We start from the raw sequence: 21,983 nt of genomic DNA, 5'->3' as shown, positions 1-21,983 counted from the left end.
ACCCGAATGCGGGGACAGTTGATGACAGAGAGAGTCGCACAGCGGCGGTCGTCGGGCGTGCGGAAGACGGCCGGGAAGGCGGCGGTGGTACTGGCGGCCGGAGTCGTGATCGCGGGCACCGCGTGGCCGGCCGCGGCAGCCCCGGCGGCGCGGACCGCGCCGGCCAAACCCGACTGCGGCGGTTTCCGCGCGTCCGCCGCGCCGGCGGCGCCCGCCGCCGACCGGGCCCAGGCGCCCGAAGTGCCCCCGACCCTGGCGGGCAAGGGCGCGCTCTCCTACTCCGTCGCCTCCGCCCAGGCGCCCATCGGCCTCTGGTCCAAGGCCGGTCTGACCCTGCGCACCCCCGTCGCCAAGGGCACGGCCCGCCTCGACGTCGGCAGCCGCGGGTTCAGCACCGACTCGGTGGCGATCCAGCGCTACGAGCCCGCCAAGCACGCCTGGGTGGACCTCGACACCCGCCCCGGCGGCGGAAGCTGGCCGCACCGCGGCACCTTCACCTTCCCGGTCTCCGCGCCCAAGGCGAGCGCGCGGCACCCGTACGCCGTCGCCCTGCGGTTCCAGGACCTCGACCGGCCCGGCACCCTCACCGTCAACGCGTCCGTCGCCGACGGCCGGGGCCACACCTACCGCGCGCCGGTCCGCACGGTGACCGCCACCCGGCCGCAGGTCTCCGTCACCAACTGGGCGAGCGGCACCACGAAGCTGACGCGCGGCGGCGCGGCGCACCCGTTCACCATCACCGTGCGCAACACCACCAACCGCGCCTACCCGGCGCTGAACGTCAACTACTACGCCTACGGCGCCGGCAAGCGCCACGCCCTGACCCCCAAGGACCTGGTGCTCCAGCAGTACCGGCCGGGCCACGGCTGGGAGAAGGTCGCCCTGACGGCCGGCGGCTGCGACCCGGGCATGGGCGCCACGCTGCGCCCGAACCGGACCGCCCTCGCCCCCGGTGCCACGGCCGTCTACCGGCTGCGGCTGGCCGTCGCCGGCTCCGCGCCCCGGGACGTGGTCTCGGCGGACAGCGGTTTCTCGGTGAGCAACGGCGACCAGGCGTTCTCGTCCAAGCGGCTGCCCTTCGCCATCCGCGCCGGCAAGTAGCGCGGGGCGCGACCGCCTGAAGGACGGCCGAGAGCGACGGCCGAGGAGCCGCCCGGGACCACCCGGGCGGCTCCGTCGGTTTCCGGCGGGTGAAAGGTAGCGTTCGGGGCGTCACGTCCGAAATGTCCGAAACTCGGGAACCGGTCATGCTCAAGGGATTCAAGAACTTCGTCATGCGCGGCGACATCGTCGTCGTCGCCGTGGGTCTGATCATCGCGCTGGCGCTGAGCACCCTCATCAAGGCGTTCACCGACTTCGTGATCAACCCGCTCATCACCAGCCTGCAGGGCGACCACGCGCTGGGCCTCGGCTGGCAGCTCGGCCGGGCCGGGAACCGGTCCACCTACCTCGACCTCGGCTCCTTCATCTCCGCCGCCGTGTACTTCCTCATCTTCATGGCCGTCGTCTACTTCGTCATCGTGGTGCCGTACCGGCACGTCCAGGCCCGGCGCGGTGTCGTCGTCTTCGACGAACCGGGGCCCCTGCGGACCTGCCCGGCCTGCCTCTCCGAGGACCTCCCGGCCGCCGCCGCCCGGTGCCGCCACTGCTGTGCCGACCTCCCCGCCGCGGGCGGACGGGCGCCCGCCTGACCCGGGCCGGGAGGACGTCCTCACGGTGCGGGCGGGCCCCGGCGCGGGGGACCGCCGGAAGCGGAATCCCGCGAATGGCCCTCCGTCCCGGGGGTGGATTCCCCTGGGGCGGAGGGGAATGCGGGAGCCGTCATTCGCGCGTTCCGGAAGCGTTCCCGACCGTGTTCCGGGCGCGTTCGGAAGCGTTCCGACGCGTTCCGGATCCGGGAATTCCGTGGGGAAGTCCGTCATTTCGCACCGGGGATTCCCCGGACCGGGCACCGTACGCCGTCCGGCCCGAAGACCCAGCTCGGAGCCGCGCGGGCGGACCGGGCACCCTGCCCGGCCGGGGAGCGGAATTCCCGGGAAACCGCCGGTCGCCCGTACGGACGCTTAACCGTCGCGACCGGCGGGAACAATCAGTCCGGCCTCGATTCGTGCGAATCGCGAGAACCGCCGAACCGCACCGAGCAACGGGATGAATCCGTATGGACACGAACGCCGCACCGGACGCCCCGGGGCCGCCCCCGGAGGACGCGGCCGACCTGGGGCGGTGGGCGCTGGCCCAGTTCCCCATCGGGATCGCCGTCTACGACCGGGACAACCGGCTGGTGACCGCCAACGACGAGATGATCCGGCTGAGCGGCCTGAACCGCGACCGGCTCACCGGCCGCCGCCTCGACGAACTGCTCCCCGTGCCGCCCTTCGAGGAGTTCGCCCGCCTCGGCGACGAGGTCCTGCGCACCGGCCGGGCGGTCCGCGCCGACAACTACTTCGTCTCCCCGGGCGACGGCCGCGAACGCGCCTGGGCCAGCTTCTTCACCCCGATCAAGGACGCCGACGGCCGCACCCTCGGGCTCTCCCTCGCCGCCCTGGACGTCACCGCCGAATACCGCGCCCGGCAGCGGCTCGCGCTCGTCAACGACGCCGGCGCCCGCATCGGCACCACCCTGGACATGGACCGCACCGCCGCGGAGCTCGCCGAGTCCACCGTCGGCCGGTTCGCCGACTTCGTCGCCGTCGACCTGCTCCCGGACGGGACCGGCGCCGGCGCGGAGGCCGGACGGCCCGGCACCGGCGAGCCCGTCGAGCTGCGCCGCACCGCGCGGCGCTGGGCGGTTCCCGAAGACCCGTCCGCCCTCGCCGCCGAGCACACCGGGTGCTACCGGTGCCCGCCGCACTCACCGCCCGCCCTCGCCCTCGCCACCGGCAAGCCCGCCCGCCTCCGGGGCGACGAACCGGCCGTCCGCTCCTGGGCCGGGAGCAGCCCCGCGCTGCCGCCCGCCGTCCGGGCCCGCGGCGTCGGCTCCCTCCTCGTCGTGCCGCTGGCCGCGCACGACACCGTCTCCGGGCTGGCCCTGTTCGTCCGGCACCCGGACACCGAGCCGTTCGACGACCACGACCTGCTGCTCGCCGAGGAGATCACCGCCCGCGCCGCCGTGTGCGTGGAGAACGCCCGGCGGTACGCCCGCGAACGCGCCGTCGCCCTGACCCTCCAGCGCAGCCTGCTGCCCGCACGCCTGCCGGGCCACACGGCCGTGGAGGTCACCTCCCGCTATCTGCCCGCCACCGCGCAGGCGGGCATCGGCGGCGACTGGTACGACGTGATCCCGCTGTCCGGCGCCCGGGTCGCGCTCGTCGTCGGCGACGTCGTCGGGCACGGGCTCCAGGCGTCCGCCACCATGGGCCGGCTGCGCGCGGCCGTCCGCACGCTGGCCGACATCGACCTGCCCCCCGACGAACTCCTCACCCACCTCGACGACCTCGTCATCCAGCTCGCCCAGGACCGGGCGGCCGAGGCACGGGACGGCGGCACCGGCGACGAGGCGGGGGAGACGGACGCGTCCTGCCTCTACGCGGTGTACGACCCGGTGACCCGTCGCCTCGTCGCCGCGAGCGCCGACCACCCGCCGCCCGTGCTGGTGACCCCCGACGGCACCGCCCGCTTCCTGGAGCTGCCCCGGGGGCCGGCCCTCGGCGTCGGCGGGCTGCCGTTCGAGTCGCTGGAACTGGAGGTGCCGGAGGGCAGCCTGCTCGCGCTCTACACCGACGGACTCGTCGAGGGGCACGGCCCGGGCCCCGGTTCCGGCCCGGGCTCCGGTTCCGGTTCCGGCGAGGAGGGCGGCCGGCTGCTGCGGCAGACCCTGGCCCGGCCCGCCGCCGGGCTGGAGCGCGCCTGCGACGACGTCCTCGCCGCTCTGCTCCCGGAGCGTCCCGCCGACGACGTGGCCCTCCTGCTGGCCCGTACCAGGGCGCTGGACGCCGACCGGGTGGGCACCTGGGAGCTGCCGGACCACCCGGCGTCGGTGGCGGACGCCCGCAAGCGGGTCGCCGCCCAACTGGCCGCGTGGGGGCTGGAAGAGCTCGTCTTCACCACGGAACTCGTGGTCAGCGAGCTGGTCACCAACGCCATCCGGCACGCCGCGCCGCCCATCCGGCTCCGGCTGATCCGGGACGGCGCGTTGATCTGCGAGGTGTCCGACGGCAGCAGCACGTCGCCGCGGATGCGCCGGGCCCGGGCCTTCGACGAGGGCGGCCGAGGGCTGCTGCTGGTCGCCCAGCTCTGCCGGCGGTGGGGGACCCGCTTCACGTCCGCCGGCAAGACCATCTGGGCGGAACAGCCGCTGTCGGCGGCGGCCTGACGGGCCGCCCCGGGCGTACGGCGCCGGACGGGCGCGCGCACCCCGCGGGGCCCACGGCGGCTGATGCCCGGAGGTCGTCCGGCGGATGCCGTCCTCGCCCTCTCGCCGGTCCCGGCCACCCGGTCAGTGCCGGACGACCCGGTAACTGAGCGCGGGGTACGGGAAGTTTCCCCAGTGCAGGCTGCCGAGCCCGTCGTACAGGTCGCTCGGGTGCCCGGGCCGCCCGGTGCGGCAGTCGCGGTCGAAGTAGACCTGGATGTCGGCGACGGTGAGGTTGACCGCCGACAGCGCCGGTTCGGCGAGGTTGTGGCACGTCGTATCCGTGATGTCGACCGGGGCCTGTCTGCCGGTCAGGTCCTTGCCGGAGGCGAAGTACGCCACCGGGGCGTTCGGGAGGTCGACGGCCGCGGCCGGCTGGGCGAGGCCCGCGCCCAGCAGCAGCGCGGCGCCGGAGAGGGCGGCGGCGCCACCGGTCAGCAGCTTCTTCCGGTTCTTCCGGGACAAGGGCATGGGTGCACTCCGTTTCGGGGTCGCGGGCACGTTCACGGCGCCGCCGCGGACCTTCCGCCCGCGGCCGGGCGCCCCTTGGGCATTGCATCTTCAAATGGTTCGCTTCGGGGCGTCAACAGTCATCTGACTGAAGTCCGTTCGCCGCGCGGCAGCCAGCCAGAATGGACCCGCGCGGCCGGCACAGCCGAAGCCGCGCGCGTCCCGCCGACCCGCGGCGGGCGAGGAGGGAGAGCACGTGCCGACGTACGAGACCAGCAGGCAGCGCCCCACGGGCCCCGGCCGGCGCACGGTGGTGGCCGCCGCCCTGTCGGCCGCCGTCGCCGTACCGGCGGCACGGGCCGCCGCGGCGGCCCCCGGCCGGCCCGCGGCGGGCCCAGTGCCGCTCCGGCTGCCGGCGCCCACCGGCCCGTACGCGATCGGCACGGCCGCGCTGCACCTGACCGACGCCGCCCGGCCCGACCCGTGGCGGGGCGACCGGCGGCGCGAGCTGATGGTGACGTTCTGGTACCCGGCCGTCCCCGGGACGGGCGGCGCGGAGCCGGCGCCGCACATGGAGCCCGCGGCGGCGGTCCACTTCGGCGGGGCGGACGGCATGGCCGCCCTCAACTACCAGGTGCCACCGGGGAGTACGGACTGGCGTGAGACGCGGAGCCACGCCCGCCCCGGTGCCCAGGTGCTGCCGGGCGGGCCCCGCCCGGTCGTGCTCTGGTCGTCCGGCACCGGCGACCCGCGGACCTGGGGCACCGGCCTCGTCGAGGAACTGGCCTCGCGGGGCTACGTCGTCGTCACGATCGACCACACCTACGAGGCGTCCGAGGTGCGGTTCCCGGACGGGTCGCTCGAAGTGTCCGTCCTGCCCGCGTACATGAAGGACCACCCGGACCTCGTCTACCTCACCCGTCATTCGATGGAGGCCCGGGTGCGCGACGTGGGGTTCGTCCTCGGCCGGCTGCACGCCCTCCGGCACGGCCGGACGGCGGCGGGCCGGCTGCCGCGCGGGCTGGCGGAGGCACTGGACCTGTCGCGGACCGGCATGGCCGGGCACTCGGCGGGCGGCTTCACGGCGGCCCAGGCGATGTGCGGCGACACGCGGCTCGTCGCGGGGGTGAACCTGGACGGGCAGATGCACTTCCCGAAGACGGCCGACGGGAAGGGGGTCGAGCTGAGCGAGGTGGCGGAGAAGGGGCTCGACCGGCCGTTCCTGCTGGTCGGTTCGGCCGCGGACGCGGACGAGAACCGGCCCTCGTGGGACGCGCTCGTCGGGAACAGCCGGGGCCGCGTCCACCGGCTGATCGTCCGCGACACCGCCCACGGGGCGTTCAACGACGCCGCCGCGCTGCTGCCGCGGCTGGCCGAGCGGGGCACGGTCCCCCGGGAGACGGTGACGACGGTGCTCGGGGCGCTGCCGGGTGACCGGTCGGTCGCGATCACCCGGGCGCTCGTCACGTCCTTCCTCGACCGGCGGCTGCGGGACCGGGACACGCGGCCCGGTGACGTGCCGCCGGCCGGATTCCCGGAGGTGGAGCGGGTCCGGTGAGCGCGACGGGCTCCCGGCCGGACCGGCCGGGAGCCCGTCGCCTCCGTCAGTGCCGGGCGGCGGACGGGGTGTTGGCCTCGGTCACGTTGACCGCGGCCCAGGCGCGGTCGACGGCCTGGTACTCGGCGCTGCCGGCGCCGTGGATGTCCGCGGCGGCCTGGAGGGTGGCCTTGCGGGCGTCGTGGAAGTCGGTCGTCGAGACCATGTACCGGGTCAGCGCCCGGTAGAAGATCTGCTCCGCCTTGTCCCGGCCGATGCCGGTCACCGACCGGCCGTCGTAGGTGGGGGAGTCGTAGGAGAACTTCCCGATCGTCTTCTTGCCGCTGCCCTCGGCGAGCAGGTAGAAGGCGTGCGAGGAGACACCCGAACCGGCGTGCACCTCACGGTCGTAGGAGCCGGCGTCCCAGTAGTCGACCGTGCCCTCCAGCTTGTCCAGCGAGGGCTTGTCGAGGCGGCGCAGGAACTGCTGGTCCAGGCCGAGCTTCTCGCCGAGGAGGTAGTTCGGCGGGTTGCCGGCGTTGTTGGTGCGGAACTCCATGCCGGTGCCGAAGATGTCCGCGAACGACTCGTTGAGCGAACCGGCCTCGCCGAACTGGTTGCCGGAGGAGTCCACCCGGGTCGGCTCGAAACCGGCCGTGGCCGAGATGACGCCGTGGGTGAGCTCGTGCCCGGTGACGTCGAGCGCCACCAGCGGCTGCTTGAACGTTTCGCCGTCTCCGTCGCCGTAGAGCATGCACCAGCAGTCGGGGGACCAGAAGGCGTTGCCCACCTGGTTGCCGAAGTGGACGAGGGCCCGCGGGCCGGCGCCGTCGTTCTTGATGCCGTTCCGGCCGAAGGTGCCCTTGTAGTAGTCGAAGGTGCTGGCCACGCCGAACTGGGCGTCCACGGCGGCGCTGGTGGGGTCGGAGGCGGTGCCGTTGCCCCAGCGGTTGGTGCTGTTGGTGAACGCCTTGCCCCGGGTGAAGACGTCGAGCTCCTGGCCGCCCGCGCTCCGGGTCTCGGCGCTGCCGCGGCTGAGGTCCTTGAGCGTGAACGAGCTGCGCGCGGTCTGGGTGGTGACGAGCGGGACGGTGCCGTCGAAGATCGAGGCGCCGGAGCCGTTCGCCTGCGCGGGGTAGGTGGACGCGGCGTCGGAGCCGGCCGCCCGCGGCGTGGCCGCCGCGCCGAGGCGCGGAGCGGCCGTGCGGCCCTTGGCGCGCAAGGTGTCCTTGAGCTTGGGGGAGATGAACGCGTCGGTGAGCGGGGTGGTGGCGAGGACCTTCCCCGAGACGGCGTCCACGGTCACCGCGCGCAGGGCGCCCTTCTCGGCCGCGCGGCCGCCGGTGACGGTCACCCGGTAGGCGAGGACGGACGTGCCGCCGGTGGCATCCACCACCAGCTCGGTGCGGCCCGCCGTGCCCTTGACCGCCTCGGCGGCCTTGACGGCGGCCTGACGCTCGGTCAGCTTCGGCTTGACGGACCGGACGGCGACCCGGTGCCGCGCGGCACGGGTGACGCCCGTGTAGCCGCCCTTGGCGTCGAGGTGGACGACGAGGTCGCCGCCGACCACCGGAACGCCCTGGTAGGCGCGTCCAAACCGGACGTGGCGCTTGCCCTCCGGGTCGACCAGGGAGTCCTTGACGGTCAGCGTCTCCTGCGGGCCGACGCCGGTGTCCTTGGCGTGGGCGACGGCGGCGGAGCGGGCCGCCCGGACCACGTCGGCGCCTGCCACCTGGGAGGCGGCGGAGCCGGGTCTCGCCGTGGCCACCGTGGCGCTCCGTGCCGCGCTCGTCGCCGGGGCCGGGGCGGCCACGGCGCCACCGGCCATGGCCGCGGAGGCGGCCACCGCGACGGCGACGGTCAGTATTCGGCCGGGGGAAGTGGGGGATGTACGCACTGTTCAGCGCCCTTTGCGTCATGACGGCCCGGCGTGCCGGGTCGCTGGCGGGGGGCGGTGCTGTCACTCGTGCACCGCGGGAACCTGTGGTCCCGCGCAGACTGTGCAGCGCTTGGCATGCACATGGAAAGACTGTTTACACGGTGTTCACAACAGTTGATCAACTCTTGACACGAAATCAACAGAGCGTGAACGGTGGGCGACGGGCCGTCCGTCCGACCGGCAAGACAGGCCAAAAGCGGGTCAGGTTGCACGAGTTCGGGAACCGCTCAGCATGTGGGACGCGCGGTGACGCGGCGCACGTCCGCCGTCACACGCCGCCGCGCGGCCATGTGCCGCCGGGAAGGAGGACGCCCGTCGCGCGCAGCCTGCGGGCGATCGGCTCGGCGGCCAGGTACACCCACGCGCGGACGGCCGCGCCGCGCTCGGTGCGCACCTCGCGCGCCACCCGGTCGTAGAGGTTGCCGGGATCTCCCGGGCGGTAGCCCTCCAGCGCGTCGAGGGCGGCGAGCACGGGCGCGTGACCGGCCGGGTCGAGCGTCATCAGCTCGCCGCGGACCTCACCGGCGGGCGCGGCCACCGCGAACGGGTAGCCGGGGCCCTCATACAGCACCGCTCCCGCCAGTCGGGCCGGGACCTCTTCGGCGGTACGCCCGCGCAGGAACGCGTCGTAATTGCCGCCGCCGCGACGCAGCGTCCCGTAGACGAACACCGGCAGCGGCGTCTCGTCGCCCGCCATCCCCGCCTCCCCCGTCCTCGCGTCGCGCGCGTCAGCCTGTAAGCCCATGGGGCTGGGGGGTCATGGGCCCATGGGGTCCTCCGGCCGCGACGCCGGAGACGCGACGCCGGAGACGCGACGCCTTCCCCTCCGGCCGCGCGCGTCAGCCTATCCGGCGTCGTCCCGCGACCGCCGGGCACGGGCGAGCAGTCCGGCCAGCGCCCCGGCGGCCGCCCCCGCGGTCAGCCCCCACACCGCCCCCCACCCCAGCAGCAACGGCAGCCGGGGCCGGAGCCGGACCTCCCCGCCGAAGGCGTCGAGGTCGCCCACGCCGAACAGCGACAAGCCGTAGCGCGCCGAGATCCGGGTGAGCAGGCCGGCGGCCACCAGGGCCACGGCCAGGGCCGGTGCCAGCCGGACGGCCTGCTGCCACCACGGCGCGGGGAAGCGGCGGGCCGTCAGGAACGCGGCGGCCGCCAGCGCGACCGCCGCCACCAGCGACAGGACCCACGCCCGGTCGTCGTACCGTCCCAGTGAGGCCAGGTCCACCGTCGCCGTGCCGCCGCCCGGCTCCCGCAGGACCGCGGCGAGCGCGTACGGGACCGGCAGACCGATGGCGTCGGGCACGTTCCCCTGCCAGGCGCCGCCGAGGCCCACGCCCAGGGCGAGCCAGCAGAGGTTGGGCAGCCCCAGCAGCAGGACGGCCGCCGTCTCCGCCGGATGACCCCGCGTACACAACGTCACCAGCCCCACCACCAGCCCCAGCAGGACGTATCCCAGCAGCAGCCCCACCACCGCCCGTGCCGGCGGGCGCGCCGCGTCCTGGAAGCGGCGCAGCGGGGAAGGCAGCGGGGTGCGGCGCGCGGTGAGGACAATGATCACGTACAACACCAGCAACCACAGCAGCCCCCGGCCCAGCGTGGCCGCCACATCCGCGCGGAACCCCACCTCGGGCCGGACGTCCAGCGCCTCGCCGATCTCGTCCAGCAGCCCGTCCCCCAACCCGATCCGGAAGGTGTGCCGCGCGGTCAGCGCCGGAACCAGCAGCGCCACCGGCCAGAGGACCGCCACCCGGACGGCACGGCCCGTCAGCTCCCGGCCGTCCGGCGCCGGCCCGCGCCGCAGCGGCCGCAGCACCCCGGCCGCCAGCGCGAGCGCCCCGGCCAGGGACACCGACAGCGGCACCACCGCCAGGGTGGCACCCGTACGGCCGAAGAACCCCGCGCCGCCCGTCAGTTCCACCGGCCCGCCCACGGCCGCCACCACCGTCGCCGCCAGAACCGCCGGGAACGCCCCGGATGGCAAACCGCCCGACCCCGCCGCCCACAGCCCCAGGGCGGCGGTGACGACCATGGCGGCCACGGCGGCGGCCACCGCGCCGAACGCCTCCGACCACGCCCGGACGGCCTCTCCGTACCCGGACCTCGACACCTGACCCACGCGCGCTCCTGCCTCGGTCGGACGGCGGCTGACCTCCCCGTATGGCTCGAACCGTATGCCCCGGAACCGATTGCCACCCCTCTGCCGGGGCACCCGGGGGAAGCGGACGTCCCGTTTGCGGTGAGCGAGGTCCCGGTACACACAATGAAGACCCTGGGGTGGCGCGAAGATGAACGACGGCACTGACAGCAGTTGCCTCGACCACGGGAGGCAGGCCCTGTACGAACCGCCCTCCCCCGGCTCACGGCGGACAGCGCTCGCGACCGCCGTGCCCCGGCACGCCCCGCCGCCCGCCATGCCACGGCGCCGCCACTTCGCGCGTACGGTCGTGGCGCCCGCCCTGCTGCTCACGGCGGCCGTCGTCTACAACGACTGGCTGCTGGAGTTCCCGTTGCCCACCGGGCTCGATCCGCGGCACTCCTACGTCAGCGAGCTCTACGCCGCCGACCAGCGCTTCCACCTCCTGTTCGGGCTGGCGGAGCTCCTCGCCGCCGCCCTGGTGGTGGCCGGCGCGCTGCTGGCCAGGGACCGCCGGTCGGGGCCGGTCGCCGAGGCCGGCTGGTGGTGCCTGGTCGCCTTCGGCATCTGCTCGGTGGCCGACGTGATCGTCCCCATGCGCTGCGCCCCTTCGGTGGAGACCGGCTGCGAGGCCGTCAACCCCTGGCACACCGCCACCAGCGCCCTGGTGCACGCGGCCCTCTTCGGCTCGATGTTCCTCTTCACCGTCGCCGCGGCCCAGGCTCGGTGGCCCGTGCTGTCCCGCTGGACCCCATGGATGCCGGCCGCCGCTCTCGCCTCGGCTGTCGCCACCGTAGGCCCTCTTTTCGGCCATCCCGGCTGGCACGGCGTTCCCCAGCGGGCCCACCTGGTGCTCGTCGGCGTGTGGTTCGTCCTGCTCGCGGCGGAACTGCGCGGGCCGGTGGGGGAGCGGGGCGGAGCGCCGGCCCTGGGGCCCTGAAGCGGAAGGACGCGTTCCGGCCGGTGCGCGAGCGCGGCCGTCCGTCCGGCTCTGGCCCGGCGGGCGGCCGACGGCGTACCGTGCGGCGGGAGGGAGACGGGCACCCCCGTGGTCCGCCTCCTCCCGTACCCGACCGGTACGACGCCGGCCCGCTCACCAGCATGGAGCGGAACGGATCCGCGGTATTGGACGAATGCGCACTCCCGGTGCGTCCGTCGTCCACGAGACCTGGGGGGATGGAGCTGAGCACGAGGCGGTTCGAGCAACCGTGGGGCAGGATTCTGGTGGCCTCGGGGCGGCCTCACCCCGCCCTGTGGGAGACGGTGGTCGAATACCGGGCCTTCGTCATCGACCCCACCCGGGAACTGGCGTGGCTGGAGACGCCCATGGCCCTGCCCGCGCTCTACCTGAGCATGGGGGAGCCCGGCCGGCGGTACGACCCGCCGGGGTACCCGACCGCCGTCTACGCGGCCCGGACCAGCGCCCTCCGGTTCGTCCCGCCCGGCCCGTGGCGGGGCGTCCAGGTGACGCTGACGCTCGACGGGGCCAACCGGCTCCTCGGGCCGCGCCTGTGGGAGTTCGCCGGGGTGCTGCCGGACGCCCGGGACGTGCTCGGCCGGCGCCTGGGCGACGTGCCCGAGCGGCTCGGCGAGGCGCCCACCTGGGAGGCGCGGTTCGCCCTGCTCGACGAGGTGTTCCTGAGCCTCGACGCGACGTACGCGGGCCGGGTGCCGCCCCCGCTGGCCTGGGCCTGGGAGCGGCTGCTGCACGACGGCACCGGCACCCGCATCGCCGACCTCGCGCGGGAGACCGGCTGGAGCCGGCGCCGGCTCCAGCAGGCGTTCCAGCGCCATGTGGGCGTCACGCCCCGGGACGTGGCCTGTATGACACGCTTCCGCCGCACCCTGGAGGCCCTGGTCCGGGCGCCGGCCGACCTGCCGCACGCGGTCCTCGCCGCGCGCTGCGGCTACTACGACCAGTCGCACCTCATCCGGGAGTTCAAGGCCGTCACCGGCCTGACCCCCGGCGCGCTCCGTGACGTGCAGGTCATCGTGCACCCGGCGGTCGGCGGTGCCGTGCACCGGCACGCCTCGATCGTCGTCGGCGGGCCCGGAGCGCCGGGGAGCCCCGCGGGCTCCGCCGCCGGGGCCCCGGACGCTCCCGGGACCCCGGCGGCGGAGCCCGCCGGCCGCCCGTCGCACTAGGCATCGGCGGCCCGGCCCGTCAAGGGACGCCCGGCCGCCGCCCCGCCACCGGCCGGGCGGCGCGCGGGCGGCCCCGGGCGCCCGCGGTCACGCCGTTCGATGAGCGAGAGCAGCGGGCCCGTCATGGCCGTGGTCACCAGGGCCATCACGACCAGCAGGGAGTACAGCGGCCCGTCGAGCAGGCCGAGTTCCCGCCCCACGCCCAGGATGACGAGCTCGGTCAGCCCGCGCGTGTTCATCAGAGCGGCCAGGGTGGCCGACGGGCCGCCGGCCAGACCCTGGGAACGGGCCCCGGCGTAGGTGCCGCAGAACTTGCCCCCTACCGCGACGGCCAGGATGACCACGAACTCGACGAGCCCTTGCGCCCCCACGCCCCGCAGGTCGACCTTCAGGCCGGCCACCACGAAGTAGACGGGCAGCAGCAAGGCGGTCACCTGCCCGGTGCGGCCCGCCAGTTCGGCCCGTACGCGGTCGCTCCCCTCTCTGGGCAGCGCGGCCCCGAACAGGAACGCCCCGAAGATGTAGTGCATGCCCATGGCCTCGGTCGCCGCCGCCGACAGGAGGGCGCCGGTCACCGCCACGCCGAACGCGCGGGAGGTGAGCGCGCCGTCCGGCCCGGCCGGCCCGAGCGCCCGGCGCAGCACCGGTCTCAGCAGCACCAGGGCGGCGGCGAACGGCGGGAGCAGGGCCGCCCGCCAGTGTCCGTGCCCGCCCGGCCCGCCGACGGCCGCCTGCACGGCCGCCAGCGCCGACCAGGCGGCGACGTCCACCACGGCCGCCGTCGCCAGGGCCAGCCCTCCCGTCTCCGTCCGCGCCAGCCCCCGGTCGGTGAGGATCCGCGCCAGAACCGGGAACGCCGTCACCGACACCGCGAGCCCCACGAACACCACGAACGCGGTGCGCTGGTCGGTGGGGTGGCCGCGCAGCAGACAGAAGGCGAGCCCGATGCCCAGGGCGAACGGGACCAGCGTCGAGCCCAGCGCGGCACCGGCGGTGACGCGGGTACGCCCGCGCAGGGCCCGGTGCTCCAGCTCCAGTCCGACCGTGAACATGAACAGCGCGACACCGATGTCGGCGAGCGCCGAGAGGAACGGCCGTACATCCGTGGGGAACAGCCGTCCGGCCGGGCCGTCGCCCAGCAGGCTCGGCCCGAGCAGCACCCCGGCGAGAATCTCGCCGACGACGGGCGGCTGCCCCACCCGGGCCGCGGCGGCGCCCAGGGCGCGGGCCAGGACGAAGACCAAAGCGAGATCGAGGAATAACCATTGGATGTTTCCGCTCGTCATGCACGTTCCCCCGTAGTCATTCCGTGCGATGCGCGACTCGCGGATCAGGCTACCGGCGCCCGGCGGCGCGGAGAATGCCTGCCGCAGGACGCCGGGGAAATACCGGGGTCGAGGTCCGGGGGTAATTGGGGGTGGCGTCAGGGTTTTGGCGAGGCTGCCGCTGGAGGGGGGGCGGTCGAAGAGAGAGGACGGTCGTCGCGGGGGAGGGGGGCGGTCGTGCCGGGCCCGGGAAAGCGAAATGGCGGCGGGAGGGCGAACGGCGATAGGGGCGGATGCGGGCGGCCCCGAAAAAGCCGTACGGGAAAGCGGAATTCGGCGGGCAATACCCGTACGGGGGATCCCGGAGACCGTCGGCCCGGCGTTCGGACGGGCCGCCCGGCCTGGGAGGTCCGGTCTGTCGGGAAAAAAGGGAGGACATGCGTCCACCTTGTTCTCCGGCCGGTAACGGAGGGCCGGGCGGCTTCCCCGTCCGCCGCGCCGGGGCGAAGGCCGGTGCCTAGGCTGGACAGGAGCGGACGGAAAAGTTCCGGGAGGTTTCCCCCGCCCCCGTCCGGACAGGCGTACCGACCCAAGCGATCACTCGACAGGGGAGGCGTGATGACCAAGAACCCCCAGCAGAGTGCCCTGCGACGCAGCGGCAAGGGCGCCACCAGCCAGGATTCCGCCCCGGCCAAGGCGGGCCTGGACCGCAAGGTGGGCCCCGGCGGCCCGGAGCGGGCCCACGGCACCGACAAGGGCGCCAAGGGCGGCGGCCGCGGCGGCGGCGTCCCGCCCGGGCAGCGGCCCGACCACCCCTGACGGTCGCCGGCACCGGAAAACCGCTCCGGTACCGGAGATCCGATCCGGCGCCGGAGCCCCCCACCGGAGGAAGGAACGTCACAGCGATGCAGCGGCAGAGCGACAAGCACAGCCCCAAGAAGGACGATCAGCTCAAGAAGGAACTGCGGGCCCAGACCCGCACGGGCCGCCCGACCCGCTCGGAGGAGTGGCGCGAGCCCGAGGCCGTCACCCGCGACGAGGAGACCCCCGAACGTCCCGGCAGCGGCACCTGACCCCACTCGCCGACCGTGTACGCGGCCGGGCCCGGGCGACCGCCCGGGCCCGGCCGCCGCGTCGTTCCGGCGCACCGGACCGAAAGAAACCCGAGCGCCCGGCCTCCGTTTCCGTGCGTGAGCGCTTCCGGCCGGGGCGTACGCGCCGGCCGGCCGAACGGCGCGGCCAGCCCGCCGTCAAGATGTCCTTGCGCGGAATCACGCCACGTCCGGTGCCGTGACAGCGGCGCCCGCCTCCGCGCGTTCCGCTCAGCCCACGCCGCTCGGCCGGAACTGCACGCTGATGCGGGGCCCGGCCGCCCGGGCCGTCTTCGGTATCGCGTGGTCCCAGGTGCGCTGGCAACTGCCGCCCATCACGAGCAAATCCCCGTGGCCCAGCGGCCGCCGGACGCGGGCCGGGCCGCCGCCGCGCGGCCGGAGGAGCAGCGGCCGCGGCTCGCCGAGGGACAGGATCGCCACCATCGTGTCCTCGGCGGCACCGCGTCCGCGGCGGTCGCCGTGCCAGGCGACGCTGTCCCGCCCGTCGCGGTAGAGGCACAGACCGAGGGTCCGGAACCGCTCGGCCGGCCCGGCCCTCCCGTAGTGCGCGTCCAGGGCGTCCCGGGCCGCCGCCAGCGCGGGGTGCGGCGGCTCGTCGTCCTCGCCGTAGTACGCCAGCAGCCGCGGGACCGCCACCTCGGTGTCGTGGATGCGCATCCGCTCGGCGCGCCACGGCACGCCCGTCAGCAGCGCCTCGAACAGCAGGTCGGAGCCGCACACCCAGCCGGGAAGCACATCGATCCAGGCCCCGGACCCCAGCTCCGTCCGGCGGGCATCGGCGAGCGGGCGCGCGAGCCGGATCTCGTCCGCCACGTCGAAGAGGGAGCCCTGCAGGGGTACGGCCATCCTTCCACCGTACGTCGCGTAACGGACATGTCCGTTTATCGATCCTTTGAGAGGTGTGTGCCCCACCGGCCACGAACATGTGCCCGCTCCTCAAGTGGCTTGAATGCGCCGCCTGATAGGCAATTTCTTTACCTATACTTCACTCGCCCATGATCATTCCGACGTCACCCCCGACGGTGACGGGTTGGCGAGGATGTGCAATGCCGAAGCTCTCACTCCGGATACGTGGCAAGGCCCTCGGGTTCACCGCCGCCCTGGCGGTCGGCGCCGCGACGCTGGCCGGGCCCGCGACCGCCGCGCCCGCCCCGGAGGCCACAGGGCCGCACCAGCGGACGCAGCAGGGCCTGGACGCGCTGAACGCGGCCGGGATGCCCGGTGTCGTCGCCGGGACCCTGGGGTCCGACGGCGAATGGTTCGGCTCCGCCGGTTACGCCGACACCTCCACCCAGCGCAAACGCACCGCCCAGGACCACATCCGCGCCGGCAGCATCACCAAGACCTTCGTCACCACCGTCATCCTGCAACTGGAGGCCGAGGGCAAGCTGCGCCTCGACGACTCCGTGGAGCGCTGGCTCCCGGGGCTGCTGCAGGGCAACGGCTACGACGGCAGCAAGATCACCATCCGGCAGCTCCTCAACCACACCAGCGGCGTCCACGACATGGTGGAGACCCCTGAGTGGCGGGAGTACATGAACGGCCCCGGCTTCCTCAAGCACCGTTTCGAGTACCGCTCGCCCGAGCAGATCGTCGCCATGGGCCTCAAGTACCCGCCCTACTGGGCGCCGGGCGGCGGCTGGCACTACTCCAACACCGGCTTCGTCATCGCCGGCATGATCATCGAAAAGGCCACCGGAAACCCCTGGGCCCGCGAGGCCGAACGACGCATCGTCAAGCCCCTGGGCCTGCGCGAGACGACCTTCCCCGGCACCGACCCGAAGCTGCCCGCCCCGCACGCCGTCGGCTACTCCAAGCTCTACGCCGAGAACCCCGGCCCCGAGATTTACGACGCCACCGAGTACAACCCGGCCTGGTCCGGCGCCACCGGCGAGGTCATCAGCACCACCGGCGACCTCAACCGCTTCTACAGCGCCCTGCTGCGCGGCAGGCTCTTCCCCAAGAAGCAGCTCGACGCCATGCTCACCACCGTCAAGACCGGGCAGCCCTTCGAGTACGGGCTCGGCATGATCGTCCGGTCGCTGTCCTGCGGCGTGAAGGTCTACGGCCACGACGGCATCGTCTGGGGTTCGCTCACCAGCACCGCCGTCACCCGCGACGGCAAGCACGCGCTGACCTTCCAGATGAACGGCGACTGGCTGGAGGACGGCAAGCCGTACGACGACATGTTCCCGGCCGAGTTCTGCGCCAAGAGCTGAGCTCCGCACCGCATGACAGGGGCGGGGGGCGTCGGAGACCGCCACGCGTGCGAACCGGCACTCCGCCCCTCCCGGGCCGCGCCGTCCGGCCCTCGTCCCGCCCCGGCGCGGTGCCTCACACCGTCCGGCCCAGTCGCGCCAGCAGCCGTGTCCAGTCGTCCGCGCCGGGCGGCACCGGGACCGGCGCCGCGAACAAGCCGGTCGGCGACAGATCCTCCCCGTACCCGCCGAACGCCCGTTCCGCCGCCTTGACCAGCGGCTCCGGCGGGCGCTCCGCCGCGCCGACGGCGCGGGACAGATCCCAGGCGTGCACCACCGCGTCGGCCGTCATCTCCGCGCAGTAGCCCTCCGCGCTCGTCTCGCCGTAGGACAGCCGTACCGTGCGCCCGAGGGCGCCCCGCGCCGCGAACGCCGCCACGGCGGCCTCCGCCGCCGCGTCCCAGACGGCCGGCGGATCGTCGCCGAGCACGTCCCCGTCCAGCTCGTCACCGACGTCCTCCACCGACGCGCCGTCCAGCATGCGTGGCACCCACAGTTGTTCGGCCGTGAGGTGGTTCACCAGATCGCGCACCGTCCACTGCGAGCACGGCGTCGGCGCGTCCCACTGGCGCGGCCCCACCGCGTGCACCCGCTCGCCGAACCGTTCCAGCGCCTCCCGGTGCCGGGCCCGCAGCGCGCTCCTCGCGTCGTTCGTCATGCCTCCATGCTCGGCGCGCCCGCCGCTCCGCGCGAGCCCGCCCGGGTCGGCCGAACGGACCAGCCACCGCTCGCGCCCGGTGCCGGGCGGTGCGAGGGTGCTGCGGGGGTGCCCGGAGCGCGGACCGCGCGGTGCGGAGGTGACGGACGGTGGAGCTCCCCCTGGTCGTGGGTGTCGACGGGTCCACGGGCAGCCTGCGGGCCCTGGACTGGGCCGTGGACGAGGCGGCCCGGCACGACGCGCGGCTGCGGGTGCTGTACGCCTCGCTGTGGGAGCGCTACGAAGGACGCCTTCCGCCCCCGGACGGGCCCTCGCCCGAGGCCCGCGCCGAGGAGGCGGTGGCGCCCGCCGCCGCCCGGCACGCCCGGGAGCGCGACCCGTCCGTACGCGTCCACGCCGAAACCGTTCCCGAGGAGGCCGTGAACGCCCTGGTGGAGGCCGGCCGGCAGGCCGCGGCGGTGATCACCGGCCCGTCCGGCCGGGGCACCCTCACCGGGCTGCTGCTCGGTTCGGTCAGCCTCTCGGTGGCGGCCCGCGCCCCCTGCCCGGTGATCGTGGTACGCGGTTCCGAGGACGGCATGCGCGGTGCCCGCGGGCGGGTCCTGGTCGGCGTGGGAGACAGCGAGGAGGCGCCCGCCGCCGTCGGTTTCGCCTTCCGGGAGGCCGCAGCCCGCAACTGCGAGGTGTATGCCGTCCACTCCTGGCGGCACCCGGCACGGCAGTCCGTGGCCCATTACCCGCTGCCCAGCGACGAGCCCCTCGACCACGAGGAGCGGGCCGGCCGCGAGCTGCACGAGGCACTGCGCGCGGCCGGGGCCGCGTACCCGGACGTCACCGTGCGCGCCGTCACCGTGGAGGGAGCCGCCCACCAAACCCTCGTCGCCGCCTCGAACGAGGCCGACCTGCTGGTGGTGGGCGCCGTCCGCCGGCACCACGGGCGCGGCCTCCAGCTCGGGCGGGTCAGCCACACCGTCCTGCACCGGGCGGACTGTCCGGTGGCCGTGGTGCCGGCGGGGGAGGAGTCGGCCGACGGCTCCTGACGCCCGCGGGGCGGGGGCGCGTCAGGGCGCGGACGAGGCAGCGGGACCGGCCCTCAGGCCGGCGTCCGCCAGTCCAGCCGGAGGATCGCCAGGTCGTCGGCGTGCCGCTCGGCGTTGAGCTCCCGGACGGTCGCCACGAGCCGGTCGAGCTGACGGTCCGGCGGCTCCTGCGACGGGACCCGGTTGACCAGGTCGACGAGACCCTCCGCGCCCAGCCGGTGCGAGCCGGGCCCGGCGTGCCCCTCGATCAGCCCGTCGGTGTACAGCGTCAGCGCCCCGGACCGCGGCAGCGTGAGCCGGGTGGCCGGCCAGTGGCAAAGGCCCGGCGCGAGGCCCAGGGCCACCCCGTGCTCCGCCACCACCGGCCGGGTCGTCCCCTCCGCGGTGAGCAGCGGTTCGTGGTGCCCGGCCAGGTGCAGGACGGCGGTGGAGTCCCGCAGGTCCAGGGTGAGCAGGGAGCAGGTGGCGAACATCTCGTGCCGGGTGCGCTCGGCCACCAGCATCCGCTCCAGCAGGTCCAGCAGCCGCTCGCCCCGGTGCCCGGCCAGGGTGAGCGCCCGCCAGGTGATGCGCAGGGCGACGCCGAGCGCGGCCTCGTCCGGGCCGTGCCCGCTGACGTCGCCTATCAGCGCGTGGACGACATGGTCGTCGGTCTGGACGACGTCGAGGAAGTCACCGGCCAGCAGGGCGCTCTCACGTCCCGGCAGGTAGCGCGTCGTGGCCGTCACGGCGGGCGACTCCAGCAGCGGCGTCGGCAGCAGGCCGCGCTCCAGACGGGTGTTCTCCTGCGCACGCAACTGGGTGGCCTGGAGCTCCGCCTTGGCCCGCTCGGCCTGCTTGCGGTGCACCGCGTAGTGCACGGCGCGTTGCAGCAGCTCCGGCTCGACCTGCCCCTTGACCAGGTAGTCCTGGGCGCCCGCGGTGACCGCCCGCACCCCGGCGTGCGATTCGGCGAGTCCGGTGAGCACGATCACCGCCACATGCGGGTCCGCCTGCTGTACCGCGCTGACCGCCGCCGTCCCGGAGGCGTCCGGCAGGTGCAGGTCCAGCAGCACGCAGTCGGCGCCGTCCGCGCGCAGCTCCGCACGGGCCTCGGCCAGTGTCTTGCGCCACACCAGCGTGTGGTCGAGCCCGGTGTCGGCCAGCAGCTCCTCCACCAGGAGGGCGTCCCCCGCGTCGTCCTCGACGAGCAGGACGCGGTAGTGCGGCGGTACGGCGGTCTCCGGACCCGGGAAGACGCCGCCGGTCAGATGCTCCGGGGCGTCGGAGGTCTGGGCGGTCATGAGGCGGACCGCCCGGTTCCGGCGGCGGCGGCGTCGTCCGTGGCGCTCCCCGCGGACTTCTTCGGGGCGTTCTCCACGGTGTCTCGCACGGTGTTCTCAGTGTTCGCGGTGTTCTCGTCGTTCTTGCCGTTGTCCTTCGCGGCCCCGCCGGACGCCGCCGTGCCGTCCGGCCCGGCGCCTTCGGTGCCCTCCACGCCGTCCGCCCCCGCTCCGGCCGGCCCGGTGGCCGGCAGCGTGAAGACGATGCGGGCACCGCCCTCGTGCTCCGGGTCGACGGCGATCGTGCCGCCGTGGAACTCGACGATCTTGCGGCACATCGCCAGGCCGATACCGGTCCCCGGGTACGCCTCACGGGTGTGCAGCCGCTGGAAGAGGGCGAACACCTTCTCCGTGTACTCCGGGCCGATCCCGATGCCGTTGTCGGTGACGGCGAACCGCCAGACGTCGCCGTCCCGGTCGGCCGCCACATGGATGGCCGGACGGCGGTCCGGGGAACGGAACTTGACCGCGTTCGAGATCAGATTCTGCCAGAGCATCCCCAACTGCGTCCGGTCGCCCACCACCGTGGGCAGCGGATCGTGGGTGACGTCCGCCCCCGACTCCTCGACCGGCACGCTCAGCGCGTCCAGCGTGGACTCCAGGACGGCCCCCAGGTCCACCGTGTCGTGGTCCTTGTGCACCCGGCCGACGCGCGAGAAGGCCAGCAGGTCGTTGATGAGCACCTGCATCCGGTTGGCCCCGTCCACCGCGAAGGCGATGTACTGGTGCGCCCGCTCGTCCAGGCCGTCCCCGTACCGGCGTTGCAGCAACTGGCAGAAGCTCGCCACCTTCCGCAGCGGCTCCTGGAGGTCGTGTGAGGCCACGTAGGCGAACTGTTCCAGCTCGGCGTTGGACCGGCGCAGGTCGGCGGCCTGCTCGTCGAGCAGTGTGCGGGCCTTCTCGCTGAACTCCAACTGGCCGACCATGCGCCGGCGCATCGCCTCCACGTCACCGCTCAGCCGGCGCAGGTCGGCGGGGCCGGTCGCCGCGATGGAGTGCCCGAAGTGGCCCTGGGCCACCAGCCGGGCGTCCGCGCTCAGCCGCTCCAGCGGGCCGGTGACGCCCCGCCGCAGCCCCTCGAAGACGAGGATCGCCACCAGGACGATCACCACCGCGATGGCCGCGAAGACCCCGTTGCGGAGCCGGCGGGTGTCGGCGAGGTCGGCGCTGGTCCCGGCCCGGTCCTCGGCCAGATGCCGCTGCTGGTCCCGGAGCGCCGCGCGGACGGCGTCGAAGTCGCCCTTCCCGGCGCCCACCCGCTCGACGATGCGCGCCGCCTCGGGGCCCGGGGCCGCCGCGACCGGCCGCGCGACCCGCGCCTGCCAGGTCTCGGCCCGTTCCCGCACCCGGTCCAGGTCCGCACGGGACGCCGGCTCGTCGCCGACCAGCCCGCGCAACCGTGCGACGGCCTTGCTCTCGTCCGCCAGCCCGTGCGTGTAGGGCTCCAGGAACTCCCGCCGGCCGGTGAGGCCGTACCCCCGCACGCCCGTCTCCTGGTTCACCAGCGCGTTCTCCAACCGGACCGCCTCGACCAGTGCCGGTGACCGCACGTCCACCAGCCGGTCACTGATCGACGCGGTCCGGGCGAGCGCCCAGGCTCCCAGGGCGCCGAGCACCGTGAGGACCACCAGCGTCGTGGTGACGCCGACGCGCAGCCACTGGCGCGTCGTCCAGCCCTGCCGGCCGGACGCGTTCCGTCTCCCGCCGGCCCGTCCCGTCCCGGTGGGGTCCCCGGACGGGGATCTCCTGGAACCGCCCTGTCGAGGAGCAGT

At 74.7% G+C, this 21,983-nt stretch carries 19 protein-coding genes; 10 read left to right on the top strand and 9 right to left on the bottom strand.

Annotated features, from left to right (window positions below):
- Positions 1-21: 21 nt before the first annotated feature.
- The 3 genes from ACZ6X9_RS06480 to ACZ6X9_RS06470 all read left to right on the top strand — a co-directional run bounded on the left by ACZ6X9_RS06480 (position 22) and on the right by ACZ6X9_RS06470 (position 4,312).
- Positions 22-1,101 (top strand): hypothetical protein, encoded by a 1,080-nt coding sequence (locus tag ACZ6X9_RS06480; RefSeq protein ID WP_469776811.1) that lies wholly within the window; start codon positions 22-24, stop codon positions 1,099-1,101.
- Positions 1,102-1,247: 146 nt separating this feature from the next.
- Complete coding sequence (locus tag ACZ6X9_RS06475; RefSeq protein WP_469776810.1) at positions 1,248-1,691, top strand: large conductance mechanosensitive channel protein MscL; 444 nt, start codon at positions 1,248-1,250, stop codon at positions 1,689-1,691.
- A 467-nt stretch (positions 1,692-2,158) separates the two neighbouring features.
- Complete coding sequence (locus ACZ6X9_RS06470) at positions 2,159-4,312, top strand: SpoIIE family protein phosphatase (RefSeq protein WP_469776809.1); 2,154 nt, start codon at positions 2,159-2,161, stop codon at positions 4,310-4,312.
- A 123-nt stretch (positions 4,313-4,435) separates the two neighbouring features.
- Here the strand turns inward: ACZ6X9_RS06470 and ACZ6X9_RS06465 are convergent, their stop codons facing one another.
- Positions 4,436-4,822 (bottom strand): hypothetical protein, encoded by a 387-nt coding sequence (locus ACZ6X9_RS06465; protein ID WP_469776808.1) that lies wholly within the window; start codon positions 4,820-4,822, stop codon positions 4,436-4,438.
- A 235-nt stretch (positions 4,823-5,057) separates the two neighbouring features.
- Here ACZ6X9_RS06465 and ACZ6X9_RS06460 point away from each other — a divergent pair, with 235 nt between their 5' ends.
- Positions 5,058-6,359: an alpha/beta hydrolase family protein gene (locus ACZ6X9_RS06460; protein ID WP_469776807.1), complete on the top strand. Its 1,302-nt coding sequence runs from the start codon at positions 5,058-5,060 to the stop codon at positions 6,357-6,359.
- Positions 6,360-6,405: 46 nt separating this feature from the next.
- Here the strand turns inward: ACZ6X9_RS06460 and ACZ6X9_RS06455 are convergent, their stop codons facing one another.
- The 3 genes from ACZ6X9_RS06455 to ACZ6X9_RS06445 form a co-directional block, all read right to left on the bottom strand.
- Positions 6,406-8,166 (bottom strand): M4 family metallopeptidase, encoded by a 1,761-nt coding sequence (locus ACZ6X9_RS06455; RefSeq protein ID WP_469777623.1) that lies wholly within the window; start codon positions 8,164-8,166, stop codon positions 6,406-6,408.
- A 379-nt stretch (positions 8,167-8,545) separates the two neighbouring features.
- Complete coding sequence (locus tag ACZ6X9_RS06450; RefSeq protein ID WP_469776806.1) at positions 8,546-8,974, bottom strand: gamma-glutamylcyclotransferase family protein; 429 nt, start codon at positions 8,972-8,974, stop codon at positions 8,546-8,548.
- A gap of 147 nt (positions 8,975-9,121) precedes the next feature.
- Positions 9,122-10,393, bottom strand: a complete 1,272-nt coding sequence (locus ACZ6X9_RS06445; RefSeq protein WP_469776805.1) for a streptophobe family protein — start codon at positions 10,391-10,393, stop codon at positions 9,122-9,124.
- 169 nt (positions 10,394-10,562) lie between these two features.
- Here ACZ6X9_RS06445 and ACZ6X9_RS06440 point away from each other — a divergent pair, with 169 nt between their 5' ends.
- Both ACZ6X9_RS06440 and ACZ6X9_RS06435 read left to right on the top strand, forming a co-directional pair.
- Complete coding sequence (locus ACZ6X9_RS06440; RefSeq protein WP_469776804.1) at positions 10,563-11,351, top strand: DUF998 domain-containing protein; 789 nt, start codon at positions 10,563-10,565, stop codon at positions 11,349-11,351.
- A gap of 236 nt (positions 11,352-11,587) precedes the next feature.
- Positions 11,588-12,556 (top strand): helix-turn-helix domain-containing protein, encoded by a 969-nt coding sequence (locus ACZ6X9_RS06435; protein WP_469776803.1) that lies wholly within the window; start codon positions 11,588-11,590, stop codon positions 12,554-12,556.
- Here ACZ6X9_RS06435 and ACZ6X9_RS06430 read toward each other — a convergent pair.
- Positions 12,553-13,842: a cation:proton antiporter gene (locus tag ACZ6X9_RS06430; RefSeq protein ID WP_469776802.1), complete on the bottom strand. Its 1,290-nt coding sequence runs from the start codon at positions 13,840-13,842 to the stop codon at positions 12,553-12,555. The genes ACZ6X9_RS06435 and ACZ6X9_RS06430 overlap by 4 nt on opposite strands.
- Before the next feature lie 597 nt (positions 13,843-14,439).
- On the opposite strand from ACZ6X9_RS06430, the gene ACZ6X9_RS06425 reads away from it, so the two are divergent.
- Both ACZ6X9_RS06425 and ACZ6X9_RS06420 read left to right on the top strand, forming a co-directional pair.
- Positions 14,440-14,640 carry a hypothetical protein gene (locus ACZ6X9_RS06425; protein WP_469776801.1) on the top strand — a complete coding sequence of 67 codons (201 nt, stop codon included), beginning with the start codon at positions 14,440-14,442 and terminating at the stop codon, positions 14,638-14,640.
- Between the two features lie 86 nt (positions 14,641-14,726).
- Entirely contained in the window at positions 14,727-14,894 is a 168-nt protein-coding gene (locus ACZ6X9_RS06420; RefSeq protein ID WP_469776800.1) for a hypothetical protein, read from the top strand.
- Between the two features lie 249 nt (positions 14,895-15,143).
- Here ACZ6X9_RS06420 and ACZ6X9_RS06415 read toward each other — a convergent pair whose 3' ends face one another.
- Positions 15,144-15,779 (bottom strand): alpha-ketoglutarate-dependent dioxygenase AlkB, encoded by a 636-nt coding sequence (locus ACZ6X9_RS06415; RefSeq protein WP_469776799.1) that lies wholly within the window; start codon positions 15,777-15,779, stop codon positions 15,144-15,146.
- 200 nt (positions 15,780-15,979) lie between these two features.
- Between ACZ6X9_RS06415 and ACZ6X9_RS06410 the strand changes: the two genes are divergently transcribed.
- On the top strand, positions 15,980-17,152 hold the full coding sequence (locus ACZ6X9_RS06410) for a serine hydrolase domain-containing protein (RefSeq protein WP_469776798.1): 1,173 nt from the start codon (positions 15,980-15,982) through the stop codon (positions 17,150-17,152).
- 115 nt (positions 17,153-17,267) lie between these two features.
- On the opposite strand, the gene ACZ6X9_RS06405 is transcribed toward ACZ6X9_RS06410, so the two are convergent.
- On the bottom strand, positions 17,268-17,849 hold the full coding sequence (locus ACZ6X9_RS06405; RefSeq protein WP_469776797.1) for a TIGR03086 family metal-binding protein: 582 nt from the start codon (positions 17,847-17,849) through the stop codon (positions 17,268-17,270).
- Positions 17,850-17,998: 149 nt separating this feature from the next.
- Between ACZ6X9_RS06405 and ACZ6X9_RS06400 the strand changes: the two genes are divergently transcribed.
- Positions 17,999-18,889, top strand: a complete 891-nt coding sequence (locus tag ACZ6X9_RS06400) for a universal stress protein (RefSeq protein WP_469776796.1) — start codon at positions 17,999-18,001, stop codon at positions 18,887-18,889.
- Between the two features lie 53 nt (positions 18,890-18,942).
- Here the strand turns inward: ACZ6X9_RS06400 and ACZ6X9_RS06395 are convergent, their stop codons facing one another.
- Positions 18,943-20,172, bottom strand: coding sequence for a PP2C family protein-serine/threonine phosphatase (locus ACZ6X9_RS06395; protein ID WP_469776795.1), 1,230 nt, complete (start codon positions 20,170-20,172; stop codon positions 18,943-18,945).
- The gene (locus tag ACZ6X9_RS06390; protein ID WP_469777622.1) at positions 20,169-21,866 is read right to left on the bottom strand and encodes a sensor histidine kinase; all 1,698 of its coding nucleotides are present in this window, start codon (positions 21,864-21,866) and stop codon (positions 20,169-20,171) included. Before ACZ6X9_RS06390 ends, ACZ6X9_RS06395 begins: the two co-directional genes overlap by 4 nt.
- Positions 21,867-21,983: the final 117 nt, after the last annotated feature.

This window comes from Streptomyces sp. NPDC052910 (assembly GCF_055585605.1).
Note: the sequence above shows the minus strand (reverse complement) of the source record. Positions and strands in the feature narration are given on the sequence as shown.